This is a genomic window from Chryseobacterium sp. PvR013 (assembly GCF_017833095.1).
Classification (GTDB): Bacteria; Bacteroidota; Bacteroidia; order Flavobacteriales; family Weeksellaceae; genus Chryseobacterium; species Chryseobacterium culicis_A.
The window spans coordinates 1,675,220-1,688,677 of record NZ_JAFIBT010000001.1 but is presented as its reverse complement, the minus strand read 5'-3'; the positions used below and the strand labels follow the sequence as shown (position 1 = coordinate 1,688,677).

14 protein-coding genes are annotated in these 13,458 nt (G+C 33.0%); 12 read left to right on the top strand and 2 right to left on the bottom strand.

The genetic code is table 11. The annotated features are described in order from the left end of the window. The first annotated feature begins 99 nt into the window (after positions 1 to 99). The 12 genes from JOE44_RS07540 to JOE44_RS07485 all read left to right on the top strand — a co-directional run bounded on the left by JOE44_RS07540 (position 100) and on the right by JOE44_RS07485 (position 10,859). Positions 100 to 528 carry a GPW/gp25 family protein gene (locus JOE44_RS07540; RefSeq protein ID WP_209785041.1) on the top strand — a complete coding sequence of 143 codons (429 nt, stop codon included), beginning with the start codon at positions 100 to 102 and terminating at the stop codon, positions 526 to 528. A 5-nt stretch (positions 529 to 533) separates the two neighbouring features. Further along, the gene (locus JOE44_RS07535) at positions 534 to 2,357 is read left to right on the top strand and encodes a type VI secretion system baseplate subunit TssF (RefSeq protein WP_209785040.1); all 1,824 of its coding nucleotides are present in this window, start codon (positions 534 to 536) and stop codon (positions 2,355 to 2,357) included. Between the two features lie 82 nt (positions 2,358 to 2,439). Continuing rightward, entirely contained in the window at positions 2,440 to 2,889 is a 450-nt protein-coding gene (locus tag JOE44_RS07530; protein WP_209785039.1) for a hypothetical protein, read from the top strand. Between the two features lie 29 nt (positions 2,890 to 2,918). Beyond that, positions 2,919 to 4,259, top strand: coding sequence for a DUF5458 family protein (locus JOE44_RS07525; RefSeq protein WP_223601908.1), 1,341 nt, complete (start codon positions 2,919 to 2,921; stop codon positions 4,257 to 4,259). 311 nt (positions 4,260 to 4,570) lie between these two features. Continuing rightward, positions 4,571 to 4,957 carry a type VI secretion system tube protein TssD gene (tssD, locus tag JOE44_RS07520; protein WP_209785037.1) on the top strand — a complete coding sequence of 129 codons (387 nt, stop codon included), beginning with the start codon at positions 4,571 to 4,573 and terminating at the stop codon, positions 4,955 to 4,957. A gap of 86 nt (positions 4,958 to 5,043) precedes the next feature. Next, positions 5,044 to 5,430 carry a type VI secretion system tube protein TssD gene (tssD, locus tag JOE44_RS07515; RefSeq protein WP_209785036.1) on the top strand — a complete coding sequence of 129 codons (387 nt, stop codon included), beginning with the start codon at positions 5,044 to 5,046 and terminating at the stop codon, positions 5,428 to 5,430. 52 nt (positions 5,431 to 5,482) lie between these two features. Then, the gene (gene vgrG, locus JOE44_RS07510; protein ID WP_209785035.1) at positions 5,483 to 7,552 is read left to right on the top strand and encodes a type VI secretion system tip protein VgrG; all 2,070 of its coding nucleotides are present in this window, start codon (positions 5,483 to 5,485) and stop codon (positions 7,550 to 7,552) included. A gap of 83 nt (positions 7,553 to 7,635) precedes the next feature. Continuing rightward, positions 7,636 to 7,974, top strand: coding sequence for a DUF4280 domain-containing protein (locus JOE44_RS07505; RefSeq protein WP_209785034.1), 339 nt, complete (start codon positions 7,636 to 7,638; stop codon positions 7,972 to 7,974). 433 nt (positions 7,975 to 8,407) lie between these two features. After that, the gene (locus JOE44_RS07500) at positions 8,408 to 9,001 is read left to right on the top strand and encodes a Crp/Fnr family transcriptional regulator (protein WP_209785033.1); all 594 of its coding nucleotides are present in this window, start codon (positions 8,408 to 8,410) and stop codon (positions 8,999 to 9,001) included. A gap of 116 nt (positions 9,002 to 9,117) precedes the next feature. Next, positions 9,118 to 9,540, top strand: a complete 423-nt coding sequence (locus JOE44_RS07495; protein WP_209785032.1) for a hypothetical protein — start codon at positions 9,118 to 9,120, stop codon at positions 9,538 to 9,540. Positions 9,541 to 10,042: 502 nt separating this feature from the next. After that, positions 10,043 to 10,522 (top strand): hypothetical protein, encoded by a 480-nt coding sequence (locus tag JOE44_RS07490; RefSeq protein WP_209785031.1) that lies wholly within the window; start codon positions 10,043 to 10,045, stop codon positions 10,520 to 10,522. 64 nt (positions 10,523 to 10,586) lie between these two features. Beyond that, positions 10,587 to 10,859, top strand: coding sequence for a hypothetical protein (locus tag JOE44_RS07485; protein WP_209785030.1), 273 nt, complete (start codon positions 10,587 to 10,589; stop codon positions 10,857 to 10,859). A 306-nt stretch (positions 10,860 to 11,165) separates the two neighbouring features. Here JOE44_RS07485 and JOE44_RS07480 read toward each other — a convergent pair whose 3' ends face one another. Both JOE44_RS07480 and JOE44_RS07475 read right to left on the bottom strand, forming a co-directional pair. Continuing rightward, positions 11,166 to 11,408 (bottom strand): hypothetical protein, encoded by a 243-nt coding sequence (locus JOE44_RS07480; RefSeq protein WP_209785029.1) that lies wholly within the window; start codon positions 11,406 to 11,408, stop codon positions 11,166 to 11,168. A gap of 1,120 nt (positions 11,409 to 12,528) precedes the next feature. After that, on the bottom strand, positions 12,529 to 13,335 hold the full coding sequence (locus JOE44_RS07475) for a hypothetical protein (RefSeq protein WP_209785028.1): 807 nt from the start codon (positions 13,333 to 13,335) through the stop codon (positions 12,529 to 12,531). Positions 13,336 to 13,458 lie beyond the last annotated feature (123 nt).

Sequence of the window (13,458 nt, the reverse complement as noted above, 5' to 3'; positions counted from 1 at the left end):
AGAGGAATGAAAATGATCCAGATTAGTAAAAGTGTAGAATGAATACGTAGCTATCTAAAAACTTATGATTGCTTAAAAGCCATGTGAAAATATCATACAATGAAAGGAATTTACTATAAAACACCTATAGACTTTGCCAGTATAATGGATGAAAGAGGAGCTGAAAAGGTATCCATTGATCAATCTATCAGTCAGTATCTTTTTATTATCATCACAACACCTTTAGGAAGATGCAAGTTTGATGACACGTTTGGAACTGAAATTTTTGAAGTCGACTTTGATCTTCCTAAAAGTGACAATTCCATTAAGGAATTTATCATCAGGACTGTAGCTGAATCCATTATTGAGCATGAGCACAGGCTATTACTGGAAGATATTGAGGTAGCAGTTAAGAATGCTGATATTGGAAAAACACAGAAAAAAAGAGTAAAGAAAAAAGTAATGGTATCAGTAAAAGGATTGGTTAAAGAAACTGACAGACCTTTCTTTTTTCAAAAATCATTTTTTATAGGTCCTCTCTCATATTAAGTCGTATGAATCAAGAAAAAATAAAAGATAGAATATTTCGCAGAGCTGCAAAACTCTGGGGATATAATGAACTGGGATCGGATTCTTCTTTTGATCCGATTGTAGGCCTCATGTTATCAGCAACGGCCTCGGAACTTGAAAGGCTAGGGTTTGAATTGGAAAGCTCAAAAGCCCGTATTACGGAACGTGTCCTTGAAGTGTTGTTTCCAGAAGAGATTTCCGGCGTTGTCCCTGCAAGATCTCTGCTCCAGGTGTTTCCTATTGAAAATGGATCTAAAATATCGTTATATGATCATTTTAAAATGGATAAAAAAGGGGCACAGGGGGCTAACCGTCATGAGACGGCAGATAAGGATATTTATTTCTGTCCTACAATAGAAACCACTCTGACTACGGCAAGAGTCAAGTATATTGCTCATGGTAAGGTTATAAAGCAGATTACGAATCCTTTTTCCGGGAGTGTATTACAGAAAAGTGAGAGACATATTCCGGCAGGTGAAATGTGGATTGGCATCCTTACCCGCGATAAGGAACCTCTGGAAGATCTTATGTTTTATATTGATATAGGCAGTCAATATAAAAAAGAATTATTTTCCCATTACATTAAACAAGTCAAGGTATATTCCGGTGATCAGGAATTTGAGCTTACCAGGGGATATAATGCAGGCCATCGAGCAGTTGATTTTGAAGAGATTCTTGTTAAGAATTCTCTGGAGCTTGAGCATATATATCAAGATGTGAATGCATATTATCATTCCCGTTTTTTTACATTAAAGCAAAAAATAAAGCCTACAGCAAACAACCGGAATGAAGAGCTTTTTACCCGATACTTTCCTAATTGCAGTCTTTCCGAGGAAGATGATCTCGTTTGGCTTAGACTTAAGTTTCCGGAAGCTGTTGATGATGAAGTACTTCAAAATATCAGTATTATTCTTAATTGTGTTCCTGTTATTAACATATATAATATTAAGACTTACAGAAGGGCATTAGGGAGACTTGATATTCTTCCGATTCAATCTGAAGATCATTTTTTAGCTTTGGATTATGTCTCAGATGACACAGGGCGAAGATTTGATGTAAAAAACTATTCTTCAGAAGGGGATGGTGTTTCATCTGTTCTTAGAAAAGGAGGAGTATCCAGGTTTGACTGTCGTAATGCCTCGGAGCTACTTCAATATCTTTTAGAAGTAATCAAAGATGAGACTGCTGCATTTTCAGCAATCGGAGGTGATTCAGCAAGAGAGATGCTTGTGCAGATCAGTCAGAATATAGCGGCTTTACATCAGCTTGCTCAGGAAAAGAATTTTTCATACATCAATAACCCGTATCTGATCATAACAGGCAATACTTTAAAGTCTGAAGCTTCATATAATATTTCATATTGGAATACCCAAGCGGAAGAGGCTAATCACATCAGGCCGGGAACTTTGTTTGTTGCAGATCAACCCGGAACTCTGATGTGTGAAAGACATTCAATTATGATTACTACCTCATTGGGTGGAAGAAAGGGCCTCTCACCTCAAGATAAGATTTTAGAATTCAGAACAGCATTGCTAAGTAGAGGGAGAATGGTAACTCCAGCAGATATTAAAGAATCTGCCATGAGACATTTTAAGAATACCATAACAGATGTTAAAATAGAGAAAGGAACCAAAAAAGAAGTTGCTTTAAAAGAAGGTTTTAGCAGAACAATTGATGTTCATCTTTTTAGAAATCACATCCTTAAAGAGATTCATGAAGATGAATGGAAATACTTATGTGACAGTTTTCTACTCACACTCGAAAACAACTCTGTTCACATGCTTCCTTACAGGGTCTTTGAACATTAAGGATATTGTTAATGAAGGGCAGATCAAGATTTAATCGTGACTGTATAAAGATTATAAATATAATAATTAAAAAATACATACTATGTTACTAAACAAAGGAATTGGAGGGAACGAAGTTCCACCAGAAGTAAGTGAATCCATTTTCGAAATTCCTCAGAACAGGACGTTATTGGCTCAGAAACTAACAGCTCATGATCCTGTTAAACCTGAATTGGTTGAAGGGTTAGATACTGTAGAAAAAGTCTTTGAACATTTTAAACCAGAAATTAAAGTTGATTTTGTAGATGAGAATGGCGCTTCTAAAATAGAATCGCTCAAATTTAATAATCTTGGAGATTTCGGAATAAAAGGGATTACCAAGCAAAGTGATTTCTTATCAGGACTAGAAACTGAAAAAAATCAATACCAACAGATTATCAGGCAACTGAAAACCAATAAAATATTAAAAGCAGCCATAGAAGATCCTGATGCCCGAAAAGCTTTATACAGCACTTTGCAATCGTTGATTCTGGAATTGGAAAATAATAAATAAAAATAGGTGTTATGGACAAGCAACAACAAATGCAACAACATACCGGTCAGGAAAGATTTAAAGAGCAATATATTGTATCAGATAATCTGGCAGCCTTAGCCCGCTATGGAGGTTTTGACCTACTGGAAATCTCCATTGACGGAGTACAGAATATTAATCCAGACAGAAAAGCCAGAAAAAGAATTTTTTTAACCGAGCCAGGTAAAGAAAAAGAAAGGGAGACTTTGAAAAAAACTCTGAAACTATGGGAAAGTTTACTTGCTAACAGCGAATCTTTATCCGATATGGTTACAGATTGTGAAGAAAGAAAAAAAATTGCGGAACAGCTGTTGGTAAATAATTTGTCAAAAGCTATTGATGATACTAGAGAAATAGAGGCTAATTACAGGACTGTTGCCTTATTCTACAAAAATACGGAATCGGCTAAGGTAAAAAATATTACCATTGTCAATGCAACACTTGAACAATTAAAAGATCTGGATAATACACGTTTTATCGACACTATACATACTGAGCTTACTGATAACTATGATCGTCTTGATCTTAAAAATAATTATGGGATTTTAGTTATTCCAGGGTATCTGGGATCTAACAAAGTAATAGAGAAATGGGCAAAACTGGTATATGAAAACAAAGTAATGCTTGTTACTGATTTTGAACACCTTGATGAGCCTGATGATGTAATGGAAATGTTTGATCAGGCTTATCTTACGGGAGGAGATGTATTCAGATCAAATGTTCTGATGACCTGCAATTGGCTTGTTGGAAGAGGAAGATTTGAAGAAATTGAGGAGCGTGAAAATATGTATATACCGCCTTCTACTGCATTAGCAGGGAAGATCTATAAAACACTGATGTCACAGGTTACAGCGGGGAAAAAATTCGGAGGAATTAATGAAGTGGAGGGAGTAAAATTTGATCTTAAGAAAAGTGAAATTGCTAATCTTGAGAATCTTGGTCTTATTCCTATGGTCAATGAATATGGAAAGGTAATGGCCTTTTCAGGAAAGACTTTGTTTAATGGAGATAATTTAGGGCTACAAACGTATTCTGTAGTACGGGTTTTTGATTATGTTACTAAAGTTTTGATGGATTTTTTGAACAGAAGAGCCTTCGAAAATTTTACAGCGGTGACCCGTAAAGAGATAATGAATCAGATTGTAGGTTTTCTGGACAGCATTGCCGGGCCTGGAAAATTAATAGAAAATTTTGAAATCAAGAGATTTGAACAGGATCCGGTTCAAAAGGACAGAATTCATCTTGATATTCATATGAAGCCCTATTTCCCTGCTAAAAACTTTTTGATCAAGATGGATGGGCACAAAGGTGACCAGGGTAACGAATGGGATACCGAATATAAACAAAATTAAGAGGACATTTTTCTATTGTTGAATCCTTCCGGAACTTGTCTTGTAGGATGATATGTAATCATTATGAGCTTTTCGCCTCATGATTATAAAGTAATGATTTTTCAGAGTTTCTATCCGAAGATTATTTATTAAACTGATTGATACAAAACACCAAATGTAATTTGGATCTCAAATAAAAATTACAAACTGCCTGAACTTGCTTTAACAACAAATATCTTTAAGGTTCCCGGCCTTCAAAGCTATTGCAAAAGGAGCTTGTTTAGGAAAGTATTGTATTTCAAATATTTATTAACCATTAAATTTTTAACATTATGTCATTTAAAGCTAAGTTAAAAGTAGCTGGTAAAGAGTATAACATACTTAAGGTAAGCTACGGATTATTTCAGGAAACTGATGCAACGGGAAGACCTTCCACTATTACAAGAGGAGGAAAAATTGATATTGTAATAGAAGGAACGGGTGCTACAGATCTTTTCGAATGGATGACCAATTCTTTTGAAAGAAAGGATGGAAGTATTGTATTTGCAAAGCGGGACAGCGATGCAACTCTCAAAGAATTGAAATTCACAGAGGGATATCTGGTAAAGCACAATGAAGATTTTGATTCTAGGGGAGATAATCCGTTGACTGAAGCATTTACGATTTCATCCAGAAAAATCGAAATGGGAACGGGGGCCTATGAAAATGAATGGGTATAAACCCTGAAGATAAGCAGTAGTAATATGTTTACTGCTGCTTATCTTATTACTATACATTTATTATTTTAATCATAAGCTAATCTATTATGTCATTTTTATCCAAATTAGAATTAGATGGTATTACTTATAACATTCTTGAATGTCAATATGGTTTTACCCAAGCAACAGATAATACGGGGAAACCCCAAGGTATACCACAGGGTGGAGAGATTATTATTAAGATTGAGAGTACAGGAAATTCTGAACTATTGAGCTGGATGTTGGATCATGATCAGACGAAAAACGGTAAAATTATTTATTATCGTCGCGATGCTATCAGTAAACTTCAGGAATTGGTTTTTGAAAAAGCTTACTGCATCGGATTTCAAGAAAAATTTGATGCGAACAGTAGCCAGCCTTTACAAATTGAGATGCGCATGATTGCTAGGAAATTCGATCTGAATAATGCAGTCCATGAGAAAATGTGGAAATAACGAGTATGTTGAGTATATGTAGTATTAAGTAAATTTTCAATACAATTTTGTCATGTCTAAAAATATATACAGCCCTGTATCATCTGATAACTCATCAAATGTATCAGATGAAACCTTATCAGCAAAGAATTCTTCCTTCCAGTTGTTGAATTCTGTCATGAAAGCAAAAGAAAGTCCTTTAGTATATTGTACATTAATGCTTAATGGAAAGCCTTTTCTTGATAAATCAAGTTTTTCTTTGGAACTGAATCAGGTTACTAATGATCATGATTGTTTTAACATCATTGTTCCTGATGATGCACTTGATAGTTTTGATGGTTATGTTATGGAAAACTCTAAAAATATCCTTGGGAAAAGCATCACTATTTATTTTCATCGTTTTGGAAATGTAAGGCAGTCTTTTAATGGCATTATTACCAATATTAAAAATAGAAAAGAAAATGGGTACGGTACATTGATAATAACTGGTAGTGCACCAACAATGCTTCTGGAAAACGGTAAAGCTTGTCATAGTTTTGAGAATAGAAAACTTGATGAGATTATCAAAGAAATAACAGAGGAACATTCAGATATCAAAATAGTTATTGAAAATCTGAACACTAAATATACCTTGCCTTATACGGTACAATATAAGGAATCAGATTATCAATTTATCAGAAGACTTGCCCTACGATATGGAGAATATTTTTATTATAATGGGCAAGAATTAATATTCGGTAACAAAGTACAGCCCACTGTAATTCTTGAAGAAAATATTGATCTTATTGAAGTTGAATTTGAGCTAAATATCAAGCCTCAAAAGTTTGAATACACTGTGTACGATTCAAGAAAGGGGGACAATATGAAAGCAAAATCTTCTTCCATTCGTTCACAATATAAAGAAAATTACTTTCAGGCAATTGCTATTAATGCTTCTAAGGAAGTATATAAAAAGGAACAGCAAATGTTGTTCAATTATAGTGGTATTGGAAATGTCACTGAGAAAGAGCTTAAGGAGGCTGTAACGAAAGAGAAAGAAACCCGAGAGAATTTGGTTTGGGTAAAAGGAAAAAGTAAAGACCCCGCGGTAAAGATAGGTGGAAGGGTCCAGTTAATTGATATTAATGGAAAGGCAATGGAAACTTACCGGATTACTGAAATTACTCATTATCATGATGGAAATATTTATTATAATGAATTTTGTGGATCTCCGGATCTGTATATTGCTCCTTATCAGGATGGTGAGGCTGTTCCCGTTGGAGAACAACAATCAGCCAGGGTTGTAGATAATAATGATCCTTTGGGAATGGGAAGAGTAAGGGTTCAGTTTCCTTGGCAGGAGAGCAAAGGAACCACTTCTCCATGGCTTCGTTTGTTGCAGCCTCATGGAGGTGATGGAAAGGGTTTTTATTTTGTACCGGAAAAAGGAGAAGAAATTTCTGTAGGATTTGAGAGTAACAATGCTGAAAAACCTTACGTTATGGGAAGCCATTATAATGGGGCAGAAAAAAGCGGGTATCAGACGGAAAATAATACAAAAAAAGTGATTCAAACCCGGAGCGGAAATCGTATTGAGATGGATGATGAAGCGGGGAGTATCACCATAAGAGACGCCAGTAACAATACTATTGTTATGGATGGCAAAGGCAATATAGAAATAAATGCACCTAAAACGATTCATCTTACGGCAGGAGCGGAAATTAAAATGGTGGCCGGAGCTAAAATATCAGTTGCGACTGTTAATATGGAGCAGGCGATAGCCAATAAACTGGAAACAACTGCTGTTCAGATCAGTTCTAAAGCTATAGCAAAAATCGAACAGTCAGCCTTGGAAATTATGACAAGTGGTGAAAAGAAACTTGATCTAAAAACTAAAGAACTTACACTGAAAGCTGAAGAGAAATTAATGATGCATTCAGATAAGGAGGCTATTGTCAATGGCAAATCCACAGTGGGTATAAAAGGTGGTAAAATCAATATGGATAATAAACCTAAAGGACCAGAAAAAACTAAACAAGAAAAAGATTTGGACAAGGTAAAAGAGATTGGATTGGACAAAATTATTCCCACGAGTGTTGATAAAGGAGTGGAATATGTGGACAAGTATAAAAAATTAACAACGGATTCTACGGTAAAAAAGTAGAATAAGTTTGTAATCGTACTATTGGATTTCTAAAAATTCATCAAAAGTACAAATCAATATATTAAAACTAAATTCCGAGAGATATGCCACAGATAATCACAGAAAAAGCTACTTTATCATGTGATAAAGGAGCAGCACCTTCATCTTTGAAGGTTACAAGTAATTGCTTTTACCATGCAGACTGTAAGCTAATTGCTACAGAAGAGGATAAGCAGACCGAAATCAATATTGGTTCATTCGGGATGTGCTCCGTTACCAAAATAAAATGCATACCTGTTATTGCCAAGTGGGAGAATACAGCGAAGGATTCATGTATTAATAATCACAAAATTCTTACAGATAAAAGCACATGTCATTGTGGTACAGGTGGTAAAATTTCTGTTATGAATAAGGGGCATGGAGAAAAGCATGATGTTGAATAAATGAATACGTTTCTTTTATTTAGAAAATAAAAGACTTGTCATGACTTTTCCCTTTTATAATGATCAGCTGCTTCTTAGTCTGATTAGTTGAAAAATTACATTTTTTTAGTGATAATACGACCTTGATTCAACAGAATTTTAAAAATGAACTGTTTACATTTGTTGTGTTAATAATCTAATTATTAATTCTTTATTGCAGTATTATGGTATCTGATACAATGATTCTCATTCTGTATGTTCCTCCAGATACGCGGCATCCCCGAAAATACTGAAATAAGAAAGAGATCTGCTTTATCAGCAGATCCCCTTTGCCTGTTTAATAGTACATGTTTTCCAAGCATATACTTTATTTTACTGGCTTTCTTTCAGTATCAAAGCTGATACTAAAACTATAACCTAAGTAATTTTATTCAACTTTTTTAAAAGGAGTAGTATGATAATAGACGAAGATTTGCTTTTAGCAAAGGGTGAAATTAGGTATTATAAACCGAATGAATTGATTTTTTGTGAAGATGAATTTCCTTTTTATTACTATCAGATAATAAATGGCAAAGTAAAGCTCAATAGCTATAAAGAAGAAGGAAAAGAGTTTATTCATAATATTTTTTCAGACGGACAGAGCTTTGGGGAATATACACTTTTTGCTGAAAAGCCCTATCCGATGAATGCAGAGACGGTAACTCAAAGTTGTATTGTAAGGCTTCCCAAACAGGCATTTTTGGAATTAGTTGGACAAAGCACAGAGTTGTTATCGGTTATTGTAAAGAACCTTTCTCATGGAATGTATGACGAGTGCATCATTAAGAAGTATCTTACTTCACTAAGTCCTGCAGTTAAAATCAGAGGATTACTGGATTATTTAAAAAGTTTCCAGAAAAAAAAGTTTCTGTATTCTTTCAAGATACCGTTAACCAGAAATCAGATGGCTTGCTTAACAGGACTTTGTGAGGAAACAGTCATCAGAACATTAAAAAAAATGGAAAAGGATAAAATTGTTACTATCAGGAACGGAAAAATCTTTTACTAAACCATTTGATTGTGGATGTAGAGGTTGTTTCTTCTGGAATTTTTTTCAAAACTTTTATTTTCAACGGTCTTATCTGCATTATGGCTTATTGATATTCATAAAATATATATTTTAACATGTCCAGACTGATCAGTATTAGATTTTACAGACAAATGAACAATGCGAAAAAAGATAAGCTGTTGTTGGAAAAAAACGGAATTAATGGTTTTATAGCCAGTGAAAACTTCGCTAATGCTGATTCTATGCTTTTACAGGCAGTTGGTGCAATACAACTTCAGGTTTTTGATGTTGACATTGAGGATGCTATAAATATTCTAAAGAGCGATCGTACTCATGATGAGCTAGCGTATGCAGGCGATGCAAATATAAAGACTGAAGTGTCAAATCCGTCGTGTACCCGATGTGGTTCTCATCATATATTCCAGATTGAAAAGCTAGGTGGTATTTTCGGTATGAGCCGGCGAATCCTTGGATTTCCGATTGAAATTTCAAAAACGGATTATTACTGTTACTATTGCGATGGTGAGTTTATCTGCTGATACTCTTTAGAAAAGTAGCTGAAGATCATTGAAATCAGGATGACAATAAGATTCAAGAAAAGATATGAGTCTTATACTATTATTATTTGTAATGGCGTAATGAAACTAAAACACTGTTTTAGTTTCATTACGCCATTACACTATGTTTTTTAGTTGAAAAACTACAGTTTGTTAATAATAATACGAGTGTTATTGAATGAAATATGAAAAATATCTTTTTAGATTTGTAATAAATCTTAGGAGAACATTTATCATATTCAAATATTTGAAATATTTAAGTCTCAAACTGTTTATTTTCATTATCTGGTATTGGGTAAAGCCATCACCGGATTTTATTTTCTTTTTAATTGAACATCAGATAAAAAACATATTATTTCTGTTATTTAATACGTAGGGGGAGCATGCATTTGCAGCATTAAAAAAACACTCAAGAAAGGTAAAATCACAGATTTAAAAAATCAGAGATATTGACATCAATTTTATTAATGTAAAAATCAATCTTATGCAACAACTATGTATTCTTCTTCTATCGAGTTTGCTGGCCTTATCTTGTTCCAATAAATCATGTATCACAGGAAAGTCTCATCCGTCAACGCAAAATTCTCTTGGAACTGATACGCTTAAAGCTATTGAAAACCAATGGGTTGATAGAACTGTCACTAATGAAGTTATTACCCGTGTTGTAGATATGCGTCAGTTTCCTGTTGAAATTCAGGAAGAATTTACTAATGAAAACCAGAAATTGGTAATACAGCTGAGAAACACAATAAAGACTAAAATTTCCGGCCGTATCATTCCGGATTCGGGACAGGATAATATCCGGTTTAATAATATTGAGCTGAATCAGCGAAGCATTGATGGCCCTTTTGGAAAAGACTTTGAATATAATCTAACCCAGATAGGGGATTACAATCTTGTGATAGAAAAAAGTTTAATGGCTTCCGGAAGCCAGGTTGGAAAATTTAGGGTTGTTCTGAAATAATACTCTGAATCTATTATCCATATTAGGTTCTATCCTAATATATGTTCAATTAAAATATTAATATATGAAAAATGTAAATCAATTTGTCAGTAATGTTCCATTTGACAAAGTTATTGTTTTTGACAGAGAAGGAAATGAAACGATTTTAACAACTTACAAGATTATCATTGAGTTGGGCGGTAAACAATATTTCATTGAGAATAGTCCGCATCCACGAAAACCGGATGGATTAAGTATCTATTTCGATGCTAATCGGGGGAACCCAAAGTATTTTGCAATTTACCCCGGCGGTGGTAATCTGGTGCATTTGTCCATTAATTCCTGTGAAGATTTATAAAACCGTGTTTTTGTTTTTAATAATGATACTGTTTTTTCTAAAAATAAGAAGGAATCCACCTTCTTATAAAGATCATATTCTCAACTTTATTGTGAAATTTACGCAGACTATCTGTAAAATTATCTTTGAAAGACGCAATATGTTTGGTTATGGTAAGTATATTTTAAATTGTAAGGGATTTGATTTATTATTTTACTGGATTCAGGACCAGGACTATTTCTCCTTCTTCTAGCAATTTAATAAAGATCTCATCAATTATTAAAATTGAAAAGCTTTCTGCTTTCTGCTTTCTTTAAAAAATTATTCTTACCTGCAATTGAGAATCTGATCTTTACACATTCTATACACCATATATTTATTATCGGTTGAAAATTTAATACAGGATTGATCATTAAATTTTTTAGGGTCTTTCCTGTATTCGTCCATATATCTTTGGAAGTCTTCAGCTTTAAAAGGTAAAATCATAATTTCTGCATCATTAAATTTTCTTAATTCTCCCAAACTTTTTAAAATTTCTTTTTTGTGCTGTAATGCCTGATTAAAATTCATGATTATTTTTTTTGAATTAAAGTTAGAAATGATCAGCTATAGGTAATCGACTGGTTATTGGATCACGTCAGTTTTCTTGGCTGATTACATGTAATCAGCTTAATGGCAGAACGCTATTGATTAAAATTTGGGGTAATAAATGTTTATCAAAAATAATTAAAAAAAATGCAAAAAACAAGAGTGTTATGTTTTCTTGCAGGATGTAATGTATTTAATAATAGGTGTTTGTGCCCATGTTGGTTTTTGCAATTTCACCATTTTTTTTAAAAAAATACTAGTCAGCGAATGCTTTTTTATTGCATAAAAAAAGTTGTTTCATTTTATGGCATAAAAATAACAAATAGCCATTCAAAGCGGTGTTTCTTTATTTTTAAAATGTGGAAATTGTAAAGCGTAAAGAATTTCAGAAAGTTTGAAATAATGAATTTAATGTCAAGAAGTTTTATTAACTGGACGATTATTTATTGTAATGAAAAAACTATATATTATTAGAGAAAATACTATATTATATAACGCAATATCCATTGTGAAGAGATACTCAATAATTTTGTTTCAAATGCTATACCTAATCTTGAAATTTAACTTTTTTATTGTTAACTATAAACCGTAAATCAATCAAACTGTGTTATGATTTTCTGATTGTTCCACTGACAATTGTATAGAGCTATGAAAGATATTTTAGAATCAGATTACTGTATTACAGTGTACGAAATTTCTACAGAATGTATGCTGGTGGTATTGCTCAGAATACTCATAAAGAAAATTAAAGGAATATTTACAAAAGTGATTTTCAATATTATAAAATGCAGAAACTTGACAGAAATTGCTGAAAAACTAATCCGAAATCTTTCAAAAAATTATTTTAATAATCCTATATCATTGTGTCTTTATAACTAAAAAAACAAAAATATATTAACTTCAACGGTAATTTATTGTAGTTATTTAACTACAATAAATTAGAAATAATATGACTGCTTTAAAACAGGGGACTTAAAAAACTTCTTTATAAATTTGCAGCCAGACCTGGATAGTATTATCTTGATCGTTAGGATTTTTTTATTATAGGTCTGAATGATATATTATTTTATGATCCGGCTTATTTTGCCGGATTTTATTCTTATTAGATGTTAGCTAATATCTCTATCCAGTTTTTAATGAAAGTTTCCCGCTTGATTTCAGATAATACTTCCAGAGAAAGATAAGGATTAAGGTCTTCCAATTCAACCAGAAGAAGAGAATTATCCGAAATACAACAAGCATCCACTCTTGTTATTCCTCTCTTAAGACTGTTCCACTGAATAAACTGATCTGCAAATTCAATTTCGTTGGCTGAAGGAACGTATTCAATGAGTTCCCATCTTTTATCTTTTTGTGGTGCATAAACAGCGTATTGAAACTGGTTATTGAGATAAATAAAAGAAACTTCGTATTTAAAGTCAATATAGGGCTGTATAATTTTACCATTAAGTTCTATGTTGTGAGCATCTCTATAGCTGATTTTTTCCTGGCCTATTGAATCTGCTCCATTTTTCATTTTAACCATATAATTTTCAGAAACTCCAAGTGTATTAAGTTCACTTAAGTTTTCTACGGTAGGAATAACAGGATAATTATTCTTTGTGAGATATAGCAAGTAATCCTTTCCTTTCTGATCACCTTTCCCGTCAAATGAGTTGAATGTTAAGAGATTTTTCTTTTTAACATTGTTAACAAATTCTTTAAAGTAGGGTTCATAATTCATGACGGATCCAGTATTTCTGAAAATGATGATATCTGCATATTCAAGATATGAATTAGCCTGATGAGGATGTCCAATCAGAATATTAAAGTGATCTTTCAGCTTTGAAGTTATATAAAGATCCTCTTTATAATAGGCTCTTCCTTTAGCCTGATAATAAAAGTCTGTAAGATATAAGATGCTTTTCATTCTTAAAATGTATCGGACAAAAATAAATGTAATTCCAGGTTGTCCAATATTCTTGTTTGTAGTAGTATTTGGAATTTGATATAAATGTACAGCTGTTATTTTTGTATACAATCTGTTTTTATT